At 53.4% G+C, this 19,671-nt stretch carries 24 protein-coding genes and 1 pseudogene; 13 read left to right on the top strand and 12 right to left on the bottom strand.

Features of this window, described 5'->3' with window-relative positions; all coding sequences use genetic code 11:
- The first annotated feature begins 4 nt into the window (after positions 1–4).
- Genes urtC through ACXAFR_RS02335 form a run of 11 tightly spaced genes read left to right on the top strand, consistent with a single transcriptional unit; the run spans position 5 to position 8,081 of the window.
- Positions 5–1,159 (top strand): urea ABC transporter permease subunit UrtC, encoded by a 1,155-nt coding sequence (gene urtC, locus ACXAFR_RS02385; RefSeq protein ID WP_475171878.1) that lies wholly within the window; start codon positions 5–7, stop codon positions 1,157–1,159.
- Positions 1,156–1,989 carry an urea ABC transporter ATP-binding protein UrtD gene (urtD, locus tag ACXAFR_RS02380; RefSeq protein ID WP_475171558.1) on the top strand — a complete coding sequence of 278 codons (834 nt, stop codon included), beginning with the start codon at positions 1,156–1,158 and terminating at the stop codon, positions 1,987–1,989. Before urtC ends, urtD begins: the two co-directional genes overlap by 4 nt.
- On the top strand, positions 1,986–2,681 hold the full coding sequence (gene urtE, locus ACXAFR_RS02375; protein WP_475171556.1) for an urea ABC transporter ATP-binding subunit UrtE: 696 nt from the start codon (positions 1,986–1,988) through the stop codon (positions 2,679–2,681). Before urtD ends, urtE begins: the two co-directional genes overlap by 4 nt.
- Before the next feature lie 36 nt (positions 2,682–2,717).
- Positions 2,718–3,596 (top strand): urease accessory protein UreD, encoded by an 879-nt coding sequence (locus tag ACXAFR_RS02370; RefSeq protein WP_475171553.1) that lies wholly within the window; start codon positions 2,718–2,720, stop codon positions 3,594–3,596.
- Positions 3,597–3,632: 36 nt separating this feature from the next.
- Entirely contained in the window at positions 3,633–3,935 is a 303-nt protein-coding gene (locus ACXAFR_RS02365) for an urease subunit gamma (protein WP_475171551.1), read from the top strand.
- A gap of 33 nt (positions 3,936–3,968) precedes the next feature.
- Positions 3,969–4,292 (top strand): urease subunit beta, encoded by a 324-nt coding sequence (locus ACXAFR_RS02360; protein ID WP_475171548.1) that lies wholly within the window; start codon positions 3,969–3,971, stop codon positions 4,290–4,292.
- Positions 4,293–4,294: 2 nt separating this feature from the next.
- Positions 4,295–6,001, top strand: coding sequence for an urease subunit alpha (gene ureC, locus ACXAFR_RS02355; RefSeq protein ID WP_475171546.1), 1,707 nt, complete (start codon positions 4,295–4,297; stop codon positions 5,999–6,001).
- Between the two features lie 13 nt (positions 6,002–6,014).
- Positions 6,015–6,527 (top strand): urease accessory protein UreE, encoded by a 513-nt coding sequence (gene ureE / locus ACXAFR_RS02350; RefSeq protein WP_475171545.1) that lies wholly within the window; start codon positions 6,015–6,017, stop codon positions 6,525–6,527.
- Positions 6,460–7,200 carry an urease accessory protein UreF gene (locus ACXAFR_RS02345; protein WP_475171544.1) on the top strand — a complete coding sequence of 247 codons (741 nt, stop codon included), beginning with the start codon at positions 6,460–6,462 and terminating at the stop codon, positions 7,198–7,200. Before ureE ends, ACXAFR_RS02345 begins: the two co-directional genes overlap by 68 nt.
- A gap of 14 nt (positions 7,201–7,214) precedes the next feature.
- Positions 7,215–7,868: an urease accessory protein UreG gene (gene ureG, locus ACXAFR_RS02340; RefSeq protein ID WP_475171543.1), complete on the top strand. Its 654-nt coding sequence runs from the start codon at positions 7,215–7,217 to the stop codon at positions 7,866–7,868.
- 24 nt (positions 7,869–7,892) lie between these two features.
- A complete protein-coding gene (locus ACXAFR_RS02335) occupies positions 7,893–8,081 on the top strand; it encodes a hypothetical protein (protein ID WP_475171541.1) in 189 nt (62 codons plus the stop codon).
- Here ACXAFR_RS02335 and ACXAFR_RS02330 read toward each other — a convergent pair.
- The 5 genes and pseudogenes from ACXAFR_RS02330 to ACXAFR_RS02310 form a co-directional block, all read right to left on the bottom strand.
- Positions 8,071–8,526, bottom strand: a complete 456-nt coding sequence (locus ACXAFR_RS02330; RefSeq protein WP_475171537.1) for a hypothetical protein — start codon at positions 8,524–8,526, stop codon at positions 8,071–8,073. The genes ACXAFR_RS02335 and ACXAFR_RS02330 overlap by 11 nt on opposite strands.
- An 80-nt stretch (positions 8,527–8,606) precedes the next feature.
- On the bottom strand, positions 8,607–8,999 hold the full coding sequence (locus tag ACXAFR_RS02325) for a NifB/NifX family molybdenum-iron cluster-binding protein (protein ID WP_475171534.1): 393 nt from the start codon (positions 8,997–8,999) through the stop codon (positions 8,607–8,609).
- A 163-nt stretch (positions 9,000–9,162) separates the two neighbouring features.
- Entirely contained in the window at positions 9,163–9,777 is a 615-nt protein-coding gene (locus ACXAFR_RS02320) for a nucleotidyltransferase family protein (protein ID WP_475171531.1), read from the bottom strand.
- A gap of 432 nt (positions 9,778–10,209) precedes the next feature.
- Positions 10,210–10,299: pseudogene (locus ACXAFR_RS02315) on the bottom strand (type II toxin-antitoxin system CcdA family antitoxin); the annotation flags it as partial.
- Between the two features lie 164 nt (positions 10,300–10,463).
- The gene (locus ACXAFR_RS02310; protein ID WP_475171529.1) at positions 10,464–10,838 is read right to left on the bottom strand and encodes a YidH family protein; all 375 of its coding nucleotides are present in this window, start codon (positions 10,836–10,838) and stop codon (positions 10,464–10,466) included.
- 58 nt (positions 10,839–10,896) lie between these two features.
- Between ACXAFR_RS02310 and ACXAFR_RS02305 the strand changes: the two genes are divergently transcribed.
- Positions 10,897–11,784, top strand: a complete 888-nt coding sequence (locus tag ACXAFR_RS02305) for an EamA family transporter (RefSeq protein WP_475171527.1) — start codon at positions 10,897–10,899, stop codon at positions 11,782–11,784.
- A 140-nt stretch (positions 11,785–11,924) separates the two neighbouring features.
- On the opposite strand, the gene ACXAFR_RS02300 is transcribed toward ACXAFR_RS02305, so the two are convergent.
- The 7 genes from ACXAFR_RS02300 to ACXAFR_RS02270 are packed head-to-tail and all read right to left on the bottom strand — an operon-like array spanning position 11,925 to position 17,795.
- Positions 11,925–13,226, bottom strand: coding sequence for an MSMEG_0569 family flavin-dependent oxidoreductase (locus tag ACXAFR_RS02300; RefSeq protein ID WP_475171525.1), 1,302 nt, complete (start codon positions 13,224–13,226; stop codon positions 11,925–11,927).
- A 16-nt stretch (positions 13,227–13,242) separates the two neighbouring features.
- Positions 13,243–13,530, bottom strand: a complete 288-nt coding sequence (locus tag ACXAFR_RS02295) for an MSMEG_0570 family nitrogen starvation response protein (protein ID WP_475171523.1) — start codon at positions 13,528–13,530, stop codon at positions 13,243–13,245.
- A 33-nt stretch (positions 13,531–13,563) separates the two neighbouring features.
- Positions 13,564–14,535 (bottom strand): sll0787 family AIR synthase-like protein, encoded by a 972-nt coding sequence (locus ACXAFR_RS02290; protein WP_475171522.1) that lies wholly within the window; start codon positions 14,533–14,535, stop codon positions 13,564–13,566.
- Between the two features lie 4 nt (positions 14,536–14,539).
- Positions 14,540–15,142, bottom strand: coding sequence for an MSMEG_0567/Sll0786 family nitrogen starvation N-acetyltransferase (locus ACXAFR_RS02285; protein ID WP_475171520.1), 603 nt, complete (start codon positions 15,140–15,142; stop codon positions 14,540–14,542).
- Positions 15,142–16,308 (bottom strand): MSMEG_0568 family radical SAM protein, encoded by a 1,167-nt coding sequence (locus ACXAFR_RS02280; protein WP_475171519.1) that lies wholly within the window; start codon positions 16,306–16,308, stop codon positions 15,142–15,144. The genes ACXAFR_RS02285 and ACXAFR_RS02280 overlap by 1 nt, the downstream gene beginning before the upstream one ends.
- A complete protein-coding gene (locus tag ACXAFR_RS02275) occupies positions 16,292–17,299 on the bottom strand; it encodes a Nit6803 family nitrilase (RefSeq protein ID WP_475171518.1) in 1,008 nt (335 codons plus the stop codon). Before ACXAFR_RS02275 ends, ACXAFR_RS02280 begins: the two co-directional genes overlap by 17 nt.
- A gap of 13 nt (positions 17,300–17,312) precedes the next feature.
- Entirely contained in the window at positions 17,313–17,795 is a 483-nt protein-coding gene (locus ACXAFR_RS02270; protein ID WP_475171517.1) for an MSMEG_0572/Sll0783 family nitrogen starvation response protein, read from the bottom strand.
- Between the two features lie 364 nt (positions 17,796–18,159).
- Between ACXAFR_RS02270 and ACXAFR_RS02265 the strand changes: the two genes are divergently transcribed.
- Entirely contained in the window at positions 18,160–19,560 is a 1,401-nt protein-coding gene (locus ACXAFR_RS02265; RefSeq protein ID WP_475171515.1) for an aminotransferase-like domain-containing protein, read from the top strand.
- Positions 19,561–19,671 lie beyond the last annotated feature (111 nt).

Genomic DNA, 19,671 nt, shown 5'->3' with positions numbered 1-19,671 from the left:
TTCACTGACCGATATCTTAAGCAATCCAAAGTTGCGTCGCAGCAGTACAACCCGTGTCGTCGCAGTCCTGTTCGTCCTTACCCTCTACATGGTGATCTGCAATCAGTTGTTGCCCAGCGATTCATTTCTCTACGTCAACACTTATACCGTGACACTGATGGGCAAATACTTGTGCTACGCGTTGCTGGCGCTGTCTGTGGATGTGGTCTGGGGATATTGTGGCGTGTTGAGCCTGGGGCATGGTGCATTTTTCGCTTTGGGTGGCTACGGCATGGGAATGTACCTGATGCGTCAAATTGGCGACCGGGGCGTGTATGGCAATCCCGAGTTGCCGGATTTTATGGTGTTTCTGAATTGGGACAGTCTGCCTTGGTACTGGTGGGGGATGGATCAGTTTTGGTTCGCCATGTTGATGGCGTTGTTGGTTCCCGGCTTGCTGGCGTTTGTTTTTGGCTGGCTGGCGTTTCGGTCTAAAGTGACCGGGGTGTATCTGTCGATTATGACGCAGGCGTTGACCTACGCCTTGATGCTGGCGTTTTTTCGCAATGAAATGGGGTTCGGTGGCAACAACGGCATGACCGATTTTAAAGACATTATGGGGTTTGATCTGCAGCAGGATTCCACTCGCATTACCTTGTTTGCCTTGACTGCATTTTTTGTTGCGCTTGCGTTTGTGGTGAGTCATTTGATAATGAACTCCCGTTTTGGACGGGTGATTCTCGCGATTCGCGATTCCGAAGCGCGCAGCCGTTTTGTGGGTTACAAAACAGAAAACTACAAGGTATGGCTGTTTGTTTACTCCGCGATTCTGGCGGCAATTGCCGGTGCGTTATACGTTCCACAGGTGGGCATAATTAACCCCGGTGAATTTTCCCCGATCAATTCGATTGAAGTGGTGGTCTGGGTGGCTGTTGGGGGCCGCGCAACACTTTACGGTGCGATCATTGGAGCCATCTTGGTCAACTATGCCAAAACCCGTTTTACCGCGATAATGCCGGAAGCCTGGTTGTTTGCTCTGGGCGCTTTGTTTGTCTGGGTGACCATCTTCCTGCCCAAAGGCCTGGTGGGATTTGTGGAAAACCTCGTGAAGAAAGTCAGTGGTCGTCACACTGGTGGTGGCGCTTCGTCAACGGCCAAAGCAGAAGGAGCAGCATCATGATGGATTTAACCGCGACACGGGAATTCTGGCGCCGCGACCAAGTTTGGCCGGGCTTGAAGCCAAGCGGGGCAGATGTGGATGTCTCCAAACAAATTATTCTGTATGTCGAAGGTCTCAATGTCAGCTTCGATGGTTTTCGCGCGATTAACGATTTGAATCTCTACATTAACGATGGTGAGCTGCGCTGTCTGATTGGCGCCAACGGCGCAGGCAAAACCACGTTGATGGATGTGATTACCGGCAAAACGCGCTGCGATTCCGGCACGGTTTACTTCGGTCAAACCATTAATCTGCTGGAACATTCAGAGCCGGAAATCGCGCAACTCGGCATCGGGCGAAAATTTCAAAAGCCCACCGTATTTGAAGCCCAATCGGTGTTGGAAAATCTAGAGCTGTCGCTCAACGCCAGCAAGCAGATCTGGTTCAATCTATTTGCTAAATTAACCGGCGAAGAACAGGATCGTATCGACAGTATCCTGGAAACCATTGGGTTGGCCGATCACCGCCACTTGGCGTCTGGAGCGCTTTCCCACGGTCAAAAACAGTGGTTGGAGATCGGCATGTTGCTGGCTTCTAATCCTCGACTGTTGCTGATCGATGAGCCTGTCGCCGGGATGACCGCTCAGGAAACCGAGCGCACCGCGGAGTTGCTTACCTCGCTCGCCGGTGAGCGCACTGTGGTGGTGGTGGAGCACGATATGGAATTCGTGCGTAGCATCGCTCGCACCGTAACGGTATTGCATCAAGGCACGGTGCTCGCCGAAGGTACCATGGATCAAGTGCAGAATAACCGTGACGTTATTGAAGTGTATTTGGGGGAAGAAGCGTGATTTCCATTCAGCAAGTCAACCAAAAATACGGTGGAACACAAATTCTGTGGGATTTGAATCTGGACATTGCGCCGGGCAGCCGTACCTGCATTATGGGGCGCAATGGTGTTGGCAAAACCACGCTACTCAAATGTTTGATGGGGCTGCTGCCAATCAGTGCTGGCAGCATAGAGTTTGATGGTAAAGCGATTCACAAAATGCCTGCGGAAACACGCGCTCCTATGGGAATTGGCTATGTTCCCCAGGGGCGGGATATCTTTCCTCTCTTAACCGTCGAGGAGAATTTGCGCATTGGTTTACCTTGCAGAGCCGATAAGTTAAAGTCGATTCCAGATAAAATTTATGAACTCTTCCCCGTGTTAAAGGATATGGGGTCCCGCCTTGGGGGGGACTTGTCCGGCGGTCAGCAACAACAATTGGCCATTGGCAGAGCGCTGGTGACGGATCCTAAAGTCCTGATTCTGGATGAGCCAAACGAGGGCATTCAGCCGAATATTGTCGCGCAGATTGGGGATGTTATTCTCAAGCTTAATGAAGAAGATGGCCTCACCGTTATTTTGGTTGAACAAAAATTAGGCTTCGCCCGCAAGGTAGGCCAAGAATTTCGTCTTATGGAAAAAGGCCGGGTAGTCGCCAGTGATAAAATGGAAAATCTCAGTGATTCTCTTATCAAACAGCATTTGGCGGTGTAAACAGCCAATGGCGTCGGTTTGGCAGGAGGCGAGAGATTGAATCATCCTGCTGCGATTAGCCAGAGTGCTGTCGCTTCCTCCTGGAATGCGCGCCTGGAATTGGGGCTTGCACAAACCACTCGAGGCACTCGACTGCTGACCAACCGCCACAGTGGGCCTCTCTACGTACAAAAGCCCTTTTATCCAGAGGGGCCGGATTTACCCCACATCTACTTGCTGCATCCTCCGGGAGGGCTGGTCTCTGGCGACAGCCTCACGGTAGATGTCAATATTGCAACAGACGCCGGCGCCTTGTTTACGACCCCTGGCGCCGGTCGTTGCTATCGCGCCAGACAGGATGCCACGCCGCAGTGTCAGCACATTAATCTAAGCCTTGGTCAAGGGGCGAGTGTGGAATGGTTGCCGCAGGAGACCATTTTATTTCCCGGTGCCAACGCCCATTTGGACACCCGTATTGATTTGGCGGCGGCTGCCACTGTCTGCTTCTGGGATGTGGTGTCGCTCGGTTTACCGGCGATGAAGCAAACATTTGACCGTGGCCATTTTAAACAGCGGCTTACCATCTTTCACCAAGGGCGACCGCTGTTGGTGGATCGGCTTGATGTTGACGGCTGCGCTTTAAGCGAAGGTCCTCGGGATCTGCTGGCGTTGCGGGATAACCCCGTTGTTGGTTTCTTTGTCGCCGGTCCCTTTGCATCAACGGATCAGCCCGAACAGCTACTTCAACGTCTACGACAATCTGCTGGCGAATATGTCGGGATTGCCGGTTTGACGTTCAATGGGGGCTTTGTGATAGGGCGCTGTTTGGGCGATTGCTCGGCGAGTACCAGGCAGTTGTTGCACGGTTGGTGGCAACACGCTCGTCCGGAACTGCTGGCTCGCCCAGCACTGGCTCCGGGAATCTGGGCGACCTGATCACCTCAATTTCACTTACTTGGATGTGTTATCACTATGGAACTGCTACCGAGAGAAAAAGACAAGTTGCTGGTGTTTACCGCGGCATTACTGGCTGAACGACGATTGGCCCGCGGGCTCAAATTGAATTATCCCGAAGCTGTCGCCTTAATTACCATGGAAATCATGGAAGGTGCCAGAGATGGTAAAACGGTAGCGGAATTAATGAGCGCTGGTAAGGAGATTCTGCGCGCAGACCAGGTTATGGACGGAGTGGCCGAGCTGGTGCATGAAGTCCAGGTGGAGGCGACGTTTCCCGACGGCACCAAGCTGGTCACCGTACACGATCCCATCAACTAAGGATGCGCAAGATCCCCCTATCTGGAGAAGTTTATGAAACCCGGTGAAATACATGTCGCCCCTGGGACGATCACCTTGAATGCCGACCGTAAAACACTTTCCCTGCGGGTTGAAAATCATGGCGATCGCCCCGTGCAGATCGGCTCTCACTACCATTTTTATGAAGTGAACTCGGCCCTGAGTTTTGATCGTGAAAAAGCGCGCGGTTTCCATCTCAATATCGCATCGGGCACGGCTGTGCGTTTTGAGCCTGGACAGGGGCGTGAGGTCGAACTGGTGGAATATGCTGGCAGTCGCACCGTTTACGGTTTTCGTGGAGAGATCAATGGTTCTCTCGACGGTAGCGGAGGCGCATAACGATGGCGACGATGGATCGTAACAGCTATGCCCAGATGTTTGGACCAACCACCGGTGACAAGGTGCGCTTGGGGGATACGGAACTGTGGATCAAAGTTGAAAAAGACTTCACGCGCTACGGTGATGAGGTCAAATTCGGCGGTGGCAAAGTGATCCGCGACGGTATGGGGCAGGGGCAATTGTCCTGCGCCGAAACCGTGGATCTGGTCATCACGAATGCGCTTATTCTGGATCACTGGGGCATCGTAAAGGCCGATGTGGGGGTTAAAGGCGGTCGAATTGCCGCGATTGGTAAGGCGGGTAACCCCGATATCCAGGATGGTGTCGATATTCCCATTGGTCCGGGTACTGAGGTGATAGCCGGGGAGGGTTCGATTCTAACGGCAGGTGGGATTGACGCTCATATCCATTTTATTTGTCCACAGCAGGTGGATGAAGCTTTGATGAGTGGTGTGACCACGATGATTGGCGGTGGCACAGGGCCTGCGACAGGTACAAATGCCACCACCTGTACGCCTGGACCCTGGAACATCGCCCGTATGCTGCAGGCGACAGATTGCCTGCCGATGAATTTTGGATTTCTCGGGAAAGGCAATGCGACCTTGCCGGTCGCTCTGGAAGAGCAGTTGCGTGCTGGCGCATGCGGCTTAAAACTTCATGAAGATTGGGGAACCACGCCAGCCTCCATAGACAACTGTCTGTCGGTAGCAGATGCATTCGACGTGCAGGTCGCCATACACACAGATACTTTGAATGAGTCCGGCTTTGTTGACGACACCTTAGGCGCTTTTAAAAACCGGGTGATTCATACCTATCATACGGAAGGTGCTGGCGGCGGCCATGCGCCGGATATTATTAAAGCCTGCGGTTTTGCCAATGTGCTGCCATCTTCTACAAATCCGACACGCCCCTATACCCGCAATACGGTAGATGAACATCTGGACATGTTGATGGTGTGCCATCACCTGGATCCGCGTATTCCCGAAGATGTCGCCTTCGCCGATTCCCGCATTCGCAAGGAAACCATTGCGGCGGAAGACATACTGCATGATTTGGGCGCGTTCAGCATGATCTCTTCGGACTCCCAGGCGATGGGGCGTGTCGGCGAGGTCATCACCCGTACCTGGCAGACAGCGCACAAAATGAAGGTACAAAGGGGCGCCTTGCTGGAAGATCAGGGTGATGATTGTGACAATGTTCGGGCGCGTCGTTACATTGCCAAATACACCATCAATCCCGCATTGACTCATGGTATTGCTACGGAAGTCGGCTCTATTGAAGTGGGCAAACTCGCCGATTTGGTGTTGTGGAAACCCGCGTTTTTTGGTGCCAAGCCGTCGTTGATTCTCAAGGGCGGTTTTATTGCCGCCGCGCCGATGGGCGATCCCAACGCCTCGATTCCCACGCCGCAGCCGGTGCATTACCGACCGATGTTCGGATCTTTGGGGCTCGCGGCAGCAAACACCAGTTTGACCTTTACGTCCGCCGCGGCGCTGGATGAGGGCATTGGTTCGGCACTGTCTCTCCAGCGTCAATTGGTCGCCTGCGGCAATACGCGAACGTTAAGCAAATCCAACATGATATTGAATGATTGGTTGCCACACATCGAGGTTGATCCACAGACCTATGAAGTGCGTGCCGATGGCCAGCTGTTGACCTGTGACCCGGCGATTGAGTTGCCGCTCGCGCAGTTATATAACTTGTTTTAAAAGGATATTGACGATGGATGTCTATCAACGTCTGGGCGAGAATGCCACGCAAACCTCTCAGCTGCAGGTCGTTATGACTCATGCGCAGCGGGCAAAAGGACGCCAGCGTTTACAGGCAACAACAGGAGAGGAGGTTCGACTGTTTCTTGAGCGAGGACGGGATCTTCAGCCAGGTGAAAAGCTGGAATCCTCCTGTGGCGTTTGCATCGAAGTCGTCGCGGCGTCCGAACCCGTTGCTCTGGTGGAAGCCGATAATTGGCTGCTTTTTGCACGAGCCTGCTATCACTTGGGTAACCGTCATATCAAAGTTGATGTTGGTGAATGTCAGCTAAAAATGGAAAGGGACCATGTACTGGAAGATATGTTACGGCTGTTGGGCCTAACCGTAACTCATGTCGACGCAACCTTTGTTCCTGAGAATGGTGCTTATTTTCAGGGTTACACCGCCGGTCATCATCATGACCACAGCCACAGCCACAGCCACAGCCACAGCCACAGCCACAGCCACAGCCACAGCCATGGATGATTCTGATTCGGGATCACTCAGCTTGTTGCGGCTGCTGCAACTCTGCAGTGCCAGTCTGCCGGTTGGGGCTTTTGCTTTCTCCCAGGGGCTGGAAAGCGCAACTGAATTGGGCTGGGTGACAGATGCGGAGTCCACCTGCCATTGGCTGCAACAACAGATTGCCTGTGGCTTGGCGAGAACAGATCTACCGGTGCTGGCCCTAGCCTATGATGCCTTTTCCAGGGGAGACCATGATGAGGTGCTGCGCTGTAATGATTGGTTGCTCGCCTGTCGGGAAACGTCGGAATTGAGGTTAACGGAAACTGCAATGGGAGCATCACTGATGCGGTTGATGGTTCAACTGAAGGTCGCAACACCTCTGGTCTCTGTCCGTGAAAAAAGCTTTGTGGTTGGCTTTGCGTGTGTTGCGGCTGGTTGGGGGGTGGCAAGGTCGGCGGCGTTAACCGGTTTTGGCTGGAGCTGGCTTGATAATCAATTGGCGGCCGCCATCAAGCAGGTGCCTCTGGGACAAACACAGGCCCAGCATTTAGCGCTTCAATTACAACCGGCATTGGTTGCAGCTCAAACCAACGTCGATGCTTTTGTTCTTGAAGACACCGGCAGCAGCCTGCCAGCTTTGGCCATCGCCAGTTGTCAGCACGAAGTCCAATATTCTCGTTTATTTCGATCCTAGCAGGAGTTTAAACAATGATGGTTTCACAGCAAAAACAAACACTGCGTGTCGGAGTGGGGGGGCCGGTAGGTTCCGGTAAAACGGCGCTGTTGCGAACTCTGTGTACGGCGATGCGTGATCATTACAACATGGCCGTTGTGACGAACGATATTTACACTCAGGAAGACTCTCAGTTTCTTACCAAGCACGAAGCCCTGTCTGCAGATCGCATTATCGGCGTGGAAACCGGGGGTTGTCCACATACTGCGATTCGTGAAGATGCCTCAATGAATCTGGCCGCGATTGACGATTTACAATCCCGACATCCCGATTTGGATCTGATTTTTGTGGAGAGTGGTGGCGATAACCTCAGTGCGACCTTCAGTCCAGAGTTATCCGATCTAACACTTTATGTCATCGATGTTTCTGCAGGCGATAAAATTCCACGGAAAGGTGGGCCAGGCATAACCCGTTCTGATTTGCTGATCATCAATAAAACAGACCTTGCACCCCACGTTGGTGCTTCGCTTGATGTTATGGATCAGGATGCCCGTAAAATGCGCGGTGATAAGCCGTTTGTTTTTACCAATTTGAAACAGGGTCAGGGTGTTGATCAAATTATTGAATTTATTGTGACCGAAGGAATGCTGGACGCAAAAATATTGCCGCCAGCCAAAGCGGTTGTTTAACGCGCTATAAATTGAGGAATTAACATGAAACTGATCGTCCCCCTTGTGGCAACTTTACTCTCAGCTCAAGTTGTAGCGCACCCAGGCCATGGTACGCCGCTGACTCATGATGCCGAGCATCTACTGTGGTTGGCTGGTGCATTGGCTGTAGCCGCGGGCGGCTACTGGTTGATGCGACGTAAAGCGAAGTCGGCTCGCCAGTCTACTCGATAACAAATTGATCTGAGTAAGAGACATTAATCAAAAACCACTGGTCTTTGGGTTTATAGAAATAAAACTCCCATACCAGAGGAAAATGTTCCATGTTTAATTGGTAGATCAGGCGTTTGGTGGTTGACGAAATGTCTTCCTCTTCTGCTTTCTCATAGCCAAGAATGCGCCCATAGCCAGGAAACTGGCGGGCAACACTATCACTTAAACGAGCGACACCTTCGCCTTTGCGTTTTTCGATATAGGACCCTGCCAGCAGCTGTTGAAAGGCGTCTTCGATCTCATTGTTCTTGAGCATGTCGAAGAAGGTGGCAATACGCTCTTCAGGTAAATAGTTCTGGTTAGCAGCATTCGCTGAGTGGACAGAAAGCCCCATCAAAAGGCCGATGATGAGTGCGGTCAATGACCCGAGGCGAGGTCCGTGTCGGGCAGTGATAGGGGTGGGCATGGTGTTAAGCTCCGAATTTTCTCGAGGCTTAGACTGCAGGATCTTTATCGGGTTCGCAAGGTGCCAACCTTCTGCACCCGTTAGCCAACCTTTGTGTCAGGATGTAAGCAGGGTTGCTCTTCGTGAGGAAGCCCTGGTGCCAGACGGCCGTCCAGGTATGTAGATATTGCTCTTAAGGGGAATTTTTCTGTGGTCGTTACTAGAAGGGTACCACGTTCGGCGAGCCGTCGAACAACGCCGTCTCCCGCCGATTGAGCAATAGCGATATCGCAACCGTGGAGCGGGTGACGATGACCATCGTCACGCACATGCCACTCATGCAAGGTGCCGCCAGAGTCGAGGTTGAGAGTCCATTCCAGTTGTGGTTCAAGCGGGTTTTCTACGGTATAGACTTGCCAGATTTCAGCTCTTCCGGCGTGGGGGGCGAGGGTGCCATCCGGCAGCATCGCAACGGCAATCAGTTGGGTTGGCATGGGCGCGCTCACAAAACGTCGGTGAAAGGCTGAGAGTATTCAGAAATTTCAGGAATGAGATATTGATGCAACTCAATAACCTTAAATTATATGAGGTTATTGGCGGTTCAATCGTCAAATAACATTGCGAGCGGGTTTCTCGTTGGCAGATAGAGCCACGTATTCAGTCGTCAAATGCCTGTAGATCTTCGATCGTATCTATATCAATGGCGGCACTGGGCAGCGGCAAGGTTCGAACTGGATATTGTTGTAACAGGGCTTTGGCGCCGCGATCACCGGTGAGTTGACGTAATTCTGAAAAGTACGCCTTCGGAAAAATGGCGGGAATTCCCGGATTGTTTAAATAATGGGCTGCCGCGATGGTATCCGGTGCTTGCGCCCAGAGTGAAATGAGTGATGTCAGTTCGGCAGTGGATACCGCGACTTGATCAGCGGCAAGAAACAACAATGCACTGTGTTGCTTGCCTATGTGTTCGACTGCGACGCGAATGGAGCTGGCGATACCCTCCTGCCAATCTGAATTTATCATCACAGAAGCTTGGCTAAGGTTGGCCGTCTTTAGAATCTGTTCCGAATGTGCCCCGAGAATCACGTAGAGGGGAAAGGACAGTTTATGGCAGAGTGCTACCGAACGCTCCAGAAGTGTTGAGCCTTCGAGACTGGCAAGCTGCTTGGGAGAGCCGAAGCGGCTGGCGGAACCAGCGGCGAGAATGACGATAGCGATTGAGGGTCCACTGGAGGTATGTGGGTTGATTGAAGAGTCTGTCATCGGGGTCATTTTTCACTGCTTGAGCGCTAGGGTAGGAGGCTGATTTCGTATGATAGAAAAAATCTGGCCAAGATCAAATTTCGATTGATTCAGGTGGCGCTCTGTTGGGGTTTCGAGCCTGTGAGCTTGACCGTAAGAGTTAACCTGATTTAGTTTTGAACTTCTGTCTGTTTTATCACAGCAATAATGATCGAGGGGGAGCCGTGGGAAAACTCGTATGGGTTTCGTCAGCAGTAGGCTACTCAGTCTTTATTTTGCTGACTTTTGTATTCAATGTGTTAAATGTCGGCCTCAATATTTTTCTGGCTCTCATTGCTGTCTATGCGGTTGAGTCTGGTACCAAATCGGCTAAGAAATATATTGAAAGGAAAGCTTCAGTTCGTTGAGGTATGCGCGACGATTGGTATTTATCTGTATTCGCGCAAAGATCAAATTGCGTATTCAGAATGCCCGGTGTTTATCTAAGAAGCGGCCGGTGTATTCTGTGAGTTCGTCGCAGGTTGCGAGGATTTCTCGGTTGTCCATAATCCATTGCTTTCGCTTATTTTAGAATATATTTTCCGGTGGGGCCTGCTCTAGCCTACCAGAAAGATTGATTTTCACGTCGCGGTCTTCAGCCTGATCAGATATTTATTCTGATTCTCTTCTTTCCAGCTCCTCCTAAAGTCCATGTTGCCACGGTAAGGTTTACTCTTTTACAGTCGGTGCATATAAACAAGAATGGCGACCAGTAGGATGCCCAGACTGGCCAGCAGGCTGTTAACCAGTAAACCGGCCCTGGCGGGGTAGCCCGGCGGAAATTCCTTGGGATTCAGGCTGCGTAACAGGATGCGGAACTGCATCAATGAGAAGAGCGCCGTGGCAGATCCGAACAGGATAAAGGCGATTCCGAGGAAAAGGGTGGCGAGACTGCGCTCGGCCGCATGAGCGTCAGGTTTGAGTATGTGTAATAGTACGCCGGAGCGTTCGATGACAAAGCCGAAGGCCATTAACGACAGCGCCGTGCGGTTCCAGGCCAGCAGCGTTCTTTCCCCGGCAAAAAGCACTCGGGGGTCTTGCAGGTCGGACACTTCTGAGTTCCTGTATTTTGATAGGACGGGGCGACAACAATAATTAAGAGGTCTGGTTTTGGCAACTGCGCAATTGAGTTTACCCCCTGTACGATTGGTTGGTCTTGCGGCATTGGCGATGCTGGCGTTTGCCGCCAATTCCTTATTGTGTCGGGCGGCACTGCGCCAGACCGGCTTTGACGCGGCCAGCTTTACCAGTTTGCGCATCGGCTCCGGCGCACTGGTGCTCTGGCTGCTGGTCACCTGGCTGGATCGGCGGCGTTCGTCAGGAACATCTCCGTTAAAGATTCTCAACCATGGCAATTGGGTGTCCGCAGCAGCGCTCTTTGTGTATGCCGGCGCTTTTTCTTTTGCCTATCTGCAATTATCGGCAGCCACCGGTGCGTTGTTGCTGTTCGGTGCGGTGCAGATGACCATGATCGGCTATGGCTTTTTTCGTGGCGAGCGGCTGCAGATTCTGCAGTCGCTGGGTGTGTTTCTGGCATTGGTAGGATTGGTGCTGCTGTTACTGCCAGGACTCACGGCGCCGCCGCTAGTGGCTTCTGTGTTGATGTTAGCCTCTGGAATCGCCTGGGGGATTTATTCTCTGAGGGGGCGTGGCATCACCCATGCCGGCGCAGCAACAGCAGGCAATTTTATACGGGCGTTACCGCTGGCTCTGGGATTGTCGCTGCTGATGCTTCAACATGCCTCCTTGACCTCCAGCGGTGTCGTTTATGCGCTTTTGTCCGGAGGTCTTGCCTCCGGTGGTGGCTACATTCTCTGGTATGCCATTCTGCCGTATTTCCAGGCGGCGCAGGCGGCGACGCTGCAACTCAGCGTCCCGGTGATTACCGCGATCGGCGGTGTCCTGTTTCTTGGCGAAGCCTTGACATTACGCATGACGCTGGCGTCTCTGGCGATTCTCGGTGGTATTGCCATGGTTATTCTTTGCAAACGACGCTAAGGAACCTCTGATTAATTACCTACGTTGCCCTCGCTGTGTTAATAATGATCTCAAAATGCTCATTTACAAAACGTAAACTGTGCTTTTTCGACCATTATTGCCTTGCGCCGGCTGCCTCGCCAACATTAATCAGAGGTTCCTCAATCAGTGGTGCAGAGTGAGTCTGATACTGGCGACTCTGAGGATTGTGTCGCCGCGCGTCGACGTTGGTAGTCACTTATTTTTTCGCAGAGGTAGGCAGCATCCTGTTTTATGCCTGAAAAGCGACCCGATCCCCAGGTGTGCAACCAGGGCAGTCCGAGGAAGTAGAGACCGGGTTCTGCGGTGACGCCGCGATGATGTCGGGGATGTCCCTGTCCATTGAAAACGGCGGCATCCAGCCAGGAAAAGTCGGGACGAAATCCGATGCACCAGATAATACTGGTGATGCCGGAATCACTGAGAGACAGGTGGGTTCGTTCTGCTGCCACTGTCCACACGGGTGTATAGGTGGATGGGCCTTCGCGGGTGGTCAGCGCTGCTTTGGCGATGTAGTCGTCGATACGCTGGTTGATGTTGTTGTAGGTGGCGTCGGCACTGTCGAGATTGGCCGTCAGGTTGGGGGCGAAGGTCAGCGAACCGCTATTGCCATCGGTGAGCCGGCCAAATAATTCCATTCCTTCCAGAGCAAACTTACGCAGGTCGATATCGCGCCCACCATCCCGCCCGGTGACATAGTGATTGGTGTTCTGCCGCACGTTTTCACCGAGGGGGTGTTCATCAACGGACATCTGGTAGTAGCCCATCTCGTGTAACCATTCGACCACGTCCTTACCGCGATACACCCGTGCGCAGCGAGGTGCATCGCCGGTTGCCAGATACACTTTGCGTCCACTTAAGTGCAGGTCTTCGGCAATCTGTGCGCCGGATTGTCCGGATCCGACCACCAATACGGCACCCTCTGGCAGCTGACTGGCATTCTTGTAGTCGGCAGAGTGGTGTTGAACGATTGTCTCTGGGAGGCGCTCGGCAAAGCGGGGGATAACTGGCGTCTGATAGCCGCCAGCCGTAACGACGACTTGATCGGCTGTATAACTGCCATCGCTGGTAGAAATCTGGTAGATGCCGTTGTCATCCCGACGCACGTTTTTTACGGTAATACCCTCGCTTACAGGAGCAGCGACTTTTTCTGAAAATCGTTGCAGCCATTCCCGGATCTGTTGGCCGGTCATAAATCCATGGGGGTCATCACCATCATAGGGGAGACCGGGCAGATCGCACTGCCAGTTCGGCGTCACCAGAGTAAACGAATCCCAGCGTTCGTATTTCCAGCCATGCAGCGTCGTGCGTTTTTCCAGCAGCAGATGCTGAATGTTCTGTTGCTGTAAAAAATAACTCAACGTCAGTCCCGCTTGTCCCGCGCCGACGAGAATGACGGAAACATGTTTTGCATCGGTATTCATGGGGTTCTCTCTTCGTTCAGATGTTTATTAATGACAGGATGGTGATGTGTCGACTCTGGTCTTCGAATTCAGCACTGCGTCGCTTAAGGCCTTCCAGTTGATCATTGGCGCTGGAGCAGGCGTAGCCATAACGGGCTTGCACCCGCTCGCTGGCAAGTGTCAGCGCTTTACTGACACGCTCCATAAAGTCATTCACCGACAGTGAGTCACCTTTCGATAAAAACTGATGTATCACGGTTGATGGGGAGTAACAGGTTTCTTCGCGGCCGTCTGGCCAGCGAACAGAGAAGTTGACAGCGGGCATGGAATCTCCAGAAATAAGTCGTTCAATGGTTGTTCAACTGAACCCCGTCAGGGTGTTGTTATTAAGGTCGTAAAACACCTGCTCGGAATCTCCCTGTCGTAGAGTCAGCCGACGAGAGGTGTTCATGCGACCAATCACAGCTGCGTCTATGTCGCGTTGTTGAAAGGTATCGATAAGGGCAGCCAGCTGGTGATCGGTGGCGGTCAGCAGATACCCGAAGCTAGGAAACGCGCAGAGCCAGTCGGTCAATTCAACCCCGTTGGGGATGGGAATGGCATCCAGGTCGATGGTTGCGCCACAATGGGATTTCTCCAGCATCATTACCGTGGTTCCCAGCAGGCCCGCCTGGCTGATGTCTTTGCAGGCGTAAGCCAGTTCCCGCTCCGCGATGGACGGCAGCAGAGCGAGATCGTCGCGCAGTCGCGCTGCCGGTGCGTTGGTGGCTGCATTCCAGTTCAGGCTCTTGCCCTGAAACTTACCGCGTTGATCGATGGCCGCCACCAGCCATTGGTCGGGACGAGCCGCATCACTGCGCAACAGTCGTTGAGCGTGGCCGAGAATGGCGACCGCCAAATTGGCATTGTGAGAAGTCAGATTGGTGTGTCCGCCGACAATGGGAACGCCCAGATGCTCAGACGCATCGCGCATGCCACACACCATGGCTTTGAGTGTTTCAGGGTTGCCGTCGCACCAGAGAGCATCGACAACGGCGGTCGGGCGTCCGCCCATTGCCGCAATATCGCTGCAGTTGACCAGCAGGCTGCACCAACCGGCAAACCAGGGGTCGGCGTGGACAAATTCCGGCTGCATGCCCTCGACAGCGAGCAACTGCCAACCGTTTTCCTTGCCGAGCGGAATGGCCGCGGTATCGTCGCCGTTGCTCAGCCAGTTGTCCGGCAGTGCAGAAAGATGACGGCTGACAGCGGCAATATCCTGTTTCAAGCGAATGCCCGAATGGTCTGCCAGCTTGTCGATGAGGGTTTGCAGGCTGAGTTGATGGGACATCGCGTTATCCTCTCACCGGTTTCATAAGAGGCGTTGTCGCCTTTGATGATTCCAGTAGGCCCGGCCAGATCCCGATGCGCTGGTGCTGTCGTCTGGCTTTGATCACAAAGCCACTGTTGGGAGAGTGGCAGGGGGGATACGTCTGAAGGTCTGCTTCCATCAACACGTGGGGTTTGCCACAGTAGTTAAAGCGCTCAAGGCTCTGCCAGTGGAGTCGTCGGAACAGCGGCTCATTACGGCGTTGTACCCGAGCGAGAAAGCGTCTGCAGCCCAGCCCATGGGCGCTGGATACCGCGAGCCGGATCAGTTGAGCGCCCAGTTGTCCTTGAGAACGGAAATCGGCGTCGACCGCCAGACGCGACCCATACCAGACTCCGTCGGCGTCAGAGTGTATGCGCACGGTGCCCACCACCTGCTGATGCCAGCCGCCATGGTTGCCAAGGGCGACCAGCAATTGCGCGCCCGAGTCCGTGGTATCCCGGTCATTGTCCGTGAACAGTCCCTGTTCGTCGCAGAATACCCGTCGCCGCAGAGCGTAAGCCTGCTGTACTTCCCAGGGTAGGGTGACCCACTTTACGGTATAGTCTGAAAAGTCTGGCAGTGTCATTATCCGATCCCGGTCAGTGGGGGGTGTGAGTCTTCCTCAGCCGCCGCTTGTTCATAGCTGGACAGGGTTGAACAGGCCCCACATTTGCTGCAACCGGCCTTGGCGGTTGCAGAGGTTATTCCCGCATCGTAGAGATATTTACCCAAAGGTTTGAGCACCTCTGCCATAAATTCCGGGCTCGGAGATGGGTGGTCTTCCAAGGGTGTTCCCTGAATGGGTACAAACGGAACCACGAACGGATAGACGCCCATATCGACAAGTTTTCTGCTTGTCGACAGGATGCTGCCTGCACTGTCTCCGAGTCCCGCCAGAATGTAGGTGCTGACCTGTCCGCGCCCAAAGACTTCCACGGCTTGTGCAAAGGCCATGATGTAATCGTCCAGCGTTAGTTTTGATTTGCCCGGCAGAAGTTTCTTTCTCAAATCCGGATCCAGTACCTCCAAATGCATGCCGAGGCTGTCGATACCGGCATCCTTCATGCGCTGATACCAGATGGGATCAGAAGGTGGTTCGCATTGTCCCTGTAATGGCAGGTCTACTGCCGCACGAATCGCCAGCGCGCTTTCGGTAAGTACTTTGGCGCCACGATCCGGGGTGGCTGGTGTGCCTGTGGTCAGAATCATCTGATCGACACCGTCCAGAGACACTGCTGCAGCGGCAACTTCAGCCAGCTGTTGCGGTGTTTTGTGAGCGATGGTGCGACCCGCCCGCAGCGACTGTCCGATGGCACAGAACTGACAGGCTTTGCGACGACTTTCATAGTGAATGCAGGTCTGCAACACCGTCGTTGCCAGCACGCTTTTACTGTGCAGAGTCGCGATGTGGGAATAGGGAATGCCATCGTCTGTCACACCCTCATAAAATCGGGGCGTGTGGGTGAAGGTGATATCCCGGAGAGGAATCTGGTCTGCCGTATGTTGCTCGTGGCGTATTGTCGGCGCGCCGTCGGCGTCTCCCGAATCTGCAATCCAGAAGGGGGAATCCCAGGACGCTTCCGAATAGATGGGCACCATAACCGTGGTGCCGTCAATGGTGACCGCCTGATGATCCGATGGTCCGGCGCCACCTTTGCGCTGGACAATATCCGGTTGGCGCCTTCCGAGGCGCAGCCCCCGGGTCTGCAGTTCTGTCAGCAATTGCTGGCGTGATTCAGGACTCGTTGACATGGCGGTCTCCGTAGCGGGTATCGTCGTCGGGGAATTCCGTCTCAGCGCTTGTCGCATCTGAGTCTTGCATGGGTGCCGCGACATTGGCCGCCTGATCGTTGATCATCAATCGAAGTAATTCGGGGCGGGCATAGTGGCCGACGGAATCCATCATGCGTTTGCGCTTGGTGATTAACTGAAAATCCAGATCGGCGATAACCAGACCTTCGCCTTCCGTGAGCGCAGGCGCGAGGTGTTTGCCTTCAGGCGAAATGATCGCGGTATTGCACCCCTGACGCAGGGCATTCTGGAGCTGGAGGTCCGGGGTGATGGATTCGATCTGAGCGTCGCTCAGCCATCCGGTGGCGTTGACCACAAAGCAGCCGGACTCCAGCGCATGGTGGCGGATGGTGACTTCAATCTGGTCGCCAAAGACCGGCCCGACCAGTGAGCCGGGAAACTGACTGCAGTGAATTTCTTCGTGTTGCGTCATCAGTGCATAGCGGGCGAGGGGATTGTAGTGCTCCCAGCAGGCCAATGCGCCAACACGACCTTTCTGCGTTTCAACGACTTTGAGACCCGAGGCATCGCCCTGACCCCAGACCATGCGTTCGTGATACGTGGGGGTTATTTTGCGACGCTTAAGACGCAACTCGCCGTCGGCATCGAAGATCAGTTGAGCGTTATAGAGGCTGCCGTGATCCCGTTCATTAATCCCCACGACCGCCACCATCTGATATTGCCGGGCGGCTTCGGCGATGGCGGCCGTAATCGGGCCGGGTACCGTCACCGCTTCGTCGTAGAGCCGCAGGTGTTCGCGACCTGCGCTGACCGGTGGGCAGATAAACGAGTAATAGGGATACCAGGGAATAAACGTTTCCGGAAAAACGATCAGTTCAACCCCCTGTGCAGAGGCTTCTTCCATGGCGTTGAGAACCTTGCCCAGAGTGCCCTGAGCACTCCGGAGATCCGGAGCGATCTGGGCAGCGGCGGCTCTGACGATCTTGGTCATGACCGCGGCCTCGTTACAGTGTCCAGGTATCGATGATGACGGCGCCGTCGCGCATGTGCAGGAGTTTCAAGTCCATCACATCGAGGGGATTAATCGGACGAATACCCTCGATTAATGCGGGTTCCCCATGACCGTAAAGTGCCTGTAGCGCGAATCGGCAGCAGTAAACCTTACCGCCTTCGGACATAAACTTGGTCAGCTGATTGGCGTAATTTTGATGGCCGGGGAAGGCTTCGTCACCCAGAGTGGGAAATCCCCGTTGTACGCCGAGGGTGACGCCGGGGCCGTAGAGCAGAATGGATGTCTCGTAGCCTTTTCGTAACAGGCGTGTGGCCTGCAACATATTGACAAGACCAATGGATCCTTCGAAGGCGACGGTGTGAAAGGTGACAAGCGCTTTTTCGCCTTCCCGGGCTTTAACGTCTTCAAACACTTTCTCTTCGTAGTCGACAAAAAAATCGCCACTTTTGTGATTGGGTTGAGTGACTGCGGGCATGGTTTTCTCCTGTGATGTGAGCAAGCAAAACGTGTAGATAAAAAGCAATCAATTTATGCAATCAATAGAGAGCAATCATGGGGCCAATATCTGAGGAGCTGATTGCAATCAATCATCAATCAAGCCCGGGGGAGAAATCCTGAAGACGCAAAAATAATTGATTATTTGACCTATATGCGATCATTATGCAATCAATTTAACGAAAAAATATGCACCGTATCCGCTCATTGATGAGCGGTAACGCACCAAAGTAAGTCTTTTTGAGAGGTGTTTTTTCTGACGCTTAAACGCAATCAATTCAATGCAATCAATTGTTAAAGAAGTAGGGTAGACTGATGGCATCCACATTTGACGACTGTGCATCATGAAGAAAACAGAACTCACGCGATGGGCTCGCCGCATGAAAAACCGGCAGGGTATTCCCGCTTATCGGCTTATTGCTGACCTGATTGGAGAGGATGTCGATAGTGGTCTGTTACAAGCTCGGGATCGCCTTCCCACGCTCCGTGATCTGGCGACGGCGACGGGCATCAATTACACCACGGCGGCGCGTGCCTATCAGGAGGCGCGAACCCGCGGACTGATCGATTCTCATCCGGGATCTGGCAGCTTTGTAAAAGGGAAGGTGGCACCGGTGCCGCCAACTCTCGGCAGCTATGAAATGACGATGAATCTCGTTGTCGAGCCAGCAATTCCCACGTTGGTTGAACAGGTTCGCGACAGTGCGATGACCGTCTTGTTGCAAAAAGATTTGTATGGCTTAATGCGCTATCAGGCGTTTGGTGGAACGCCTGAGCATCGTGAAGCGGCACTGGTCTGGCTGGATCAGCGTTTGCCGGACCCTCAATTGGAGCAGGTGTTGATCTGCCCTGGCATCCACTCTGCTTTGGTTGGATTGGTCAGCACGCTGGTCAATAAACAACAAGTGTTATGTGTCGAGAGTCTGGTGTATCCCGGTATAAAAGCCATTGCCTCGCACCTGGGCATCACTCTGCATTCTTTACCACGGGATTCCAGTGGTCTTTTGGTTAAGCCATTTGAAGATTTTTGCAAATTGGGGCAAGTCGGTGCCTTGTATTTGAACCCTACCATTCACAACCCGACAACGACGACCATGAGTCAGGGGCGGCGTGAAGCGATTGCAGATGTCTGTCGGCGTTATAGCATCGCGATCATTGAAGACGAAGCTTATACCATGCTGGCGGAACCGCGTCCTGTCAGTTTTTCCGAACTGGTGCCCGAGTTGACCTGGTACATTACGGGAACATCCAAGTGTTTTGGTCCGGGGGTAAGATCTGCATTTCTGTACACTCCCAGTCGCCGCCACAGTCAGAGGATCTCTGCGGCGCTGCGATCCTTGCATGTCATGTCCAGCCCGCTGACGGACGCGATGGTCAGTCAGTGGATTCTCGATGGAACTGCACAGCAAATGGTGAAATGCATTCGTCGAGAGAGTATCGCCCGATTACGACTTGCAGAAATGCACCTCGGCAGACGCAATATCCACGGGGCCGATGGCGCTTTTCACCTTTGGTTGGATATTCCCAAAACGTCCGATTGGCACCCATCAGAGTTGGCTGTGCATTTACGCCAACTGGGCATCAGTGCGGTGTTTAGTGCGGCATTCTCGACAGACAATAATCCGCCCGCCGCGCTCAGGTTGTGTTTTGGTGGGCCTATAGGGCGGGATCAGTGGGAGGAAAACGTGAAGCAGGTTGCTGAGGTGTTATCACAGCCCAGTTTTCTGACGACCGGAATGCATTAGGTTCGCTTACGACTGTGTCAGTCGCGATGAAAATTGGGTGTAAACACTCTGTGAATACATTCAAGCAGGCTCGAAGCGCCGTTTTTACTGCATGGAGTTTAGTCGCATCGT

The sequence above is a fragment of the Pseudomaricurvus sp. ABR4_320 genome, from assembly GCF_056159445.1.
The sequence above is the reverse complement of the archived record's forward strand: the minus strand, read 5'-3'. Positions and strand labels throughout refer to the sequence as shown.

What these genes read in the sequence shown, in the direction of transcription:
- urtD (WP_475171558.1), top strand. Translation starts at nt 1,156, where the DNA reads ATGATGGATTTAACCGCGACACGGGAATTCTGGCGCCGCGACCAAGTT.
- ACXAFR_RS02365 (WP_475171551.1), top strand. Translation starts at nt 3,633, where the DNA reads ATGGAACTGCTACCGAGAGAAAAAGACAAGTTGCTGGTGTTTACCGCG.
- ACXAFR_RS02360 (WP_475171548.1), top strand. Translation starts at nt 3,969, where the DNA reads ATGAAACCCGGTGAAATACATGTCGCCCCTGGGACGATCACCTTGAAT.
- ureC (WP_475171546.1), top strand. Translation starts at nt 4,295, where the DNA reads ATGGCGACGATGGATCGTAACAGCTATGCCCAGATGTTTGGACCAACC.
- ureE (WP_475171545.1), top strand. Translation starts at nt 6,015, where the DNA reads ATGGATGTCTATCAACGTCTGGGCGAGAATGCCACGCAAACCTCTCAG.
- ACXAFR_RS02345 (WP_475171544.1), top strand. Translation starts at nt 6,460, where the DNA reads ATGACCACAGCCACAGCCACAGCCACAGCCACAGCCACAGCCACAGCC.
- ureG (WP_475171543.1), top strand. Translation starts at nt 7,215, where the DNA reads ATGATGGTTTCACAGCAAAAACAAACACTGCGTGTCGGAGTGGGGGGG.
- ACXAFR_RS02335 (WP_475171541.1), top strand. Translation starts at nt 7,893, where the DNA reads ATGAAACTGATCGTCCCCCTTGTGGCAACTTTACTCTCAGCTCAAGTT.
- ACXAFR_RS02330 (WP_475171537.1), bottom strand. Translation starts at nt 8,526, where the DNA reads ATGCCCACCCCTATCACTGCCCGACACGGACCTCGCCTCGGGTCATTG.
- ACXAFR_RS02325 (WP_475171534.1), bottom strand. Translation starts at nt 8,999, where the DNA reads ATGCCAACCCAACTGATTGCCGTTGCGATGCTGCCGGATGGCACCCTC.
- ACXAFR_RS02320 (WP_475171531.1), bottom strand. Translation starts at nt 9,777, where the DNA reads ATGACCCCGATGACAGACTCTTCAATCAACCCACATACCTCCAGTGGA.
- ACXAFR_RS02300 (WP_475171525.1), bottom strand. Translation starts at nt 13,226, where the DNA reads ATGAATACCGATGCAAAACATGTTTCCGTCATTCTCGTCGGCGCGGGA.
- ACXAFR_RS02295 (WP_475171523.1), bottom strand. Translation starts at nt 13,530, where the DNA reads ATGCCCGCTGTCAACTTCTCTGTTCGCTGGCCAGACGGCCGCGAAGAA.
- ACXAFR_RS02290 (WP_475171522.1), bottom strand. Translation starts at nt 14,535, where the DNA reads ATGTCCCATCAACTCAGCCTGCAAACCCTCATCGACAAGCTGGCAGAC.
- ACXAFR_RS02285 (WP_475171520.1), bottom strand. Translation starts at nt 15,142, where the DNA reads ATGACACTGCCAGACTTTTCAGACTATACCGTAAAGTGGGTCACCCTA.
- ACXAFR_RS02280 (WP_475171519.1), bottom strand. Translation starts at nt 16,308, where the DNA reads ATGTCAACGAGTCCTGAATCACGCCAGCAATTGCTGACAGAACTGCAG.
- ACXAFR_RS02275 (WP_475171518.1), bottom strand. Translation starts at nt 17,299, where the DNA reads ATGACCAAGATCGTCAGAGCCGCCGCTGCCCAGATCGCTCCGGATCTC.
- ACXAFR_RS02270 (WP_475171517.1), bottom strand. Translation starts at nt 17,795, where the DNA reads ATGCCCGCAGTCACTCAACCCAATCACAAAAGTGGCGATTTTTTTGTC.
- ACXAFR_RS02265 (WP_475171515.1), top strand. Translation starts at nt 18,160, where the DNA reads ATGAAGAAAACAGAACTCACGCGATGGGCTCGCCGCATGAAAAACCGG.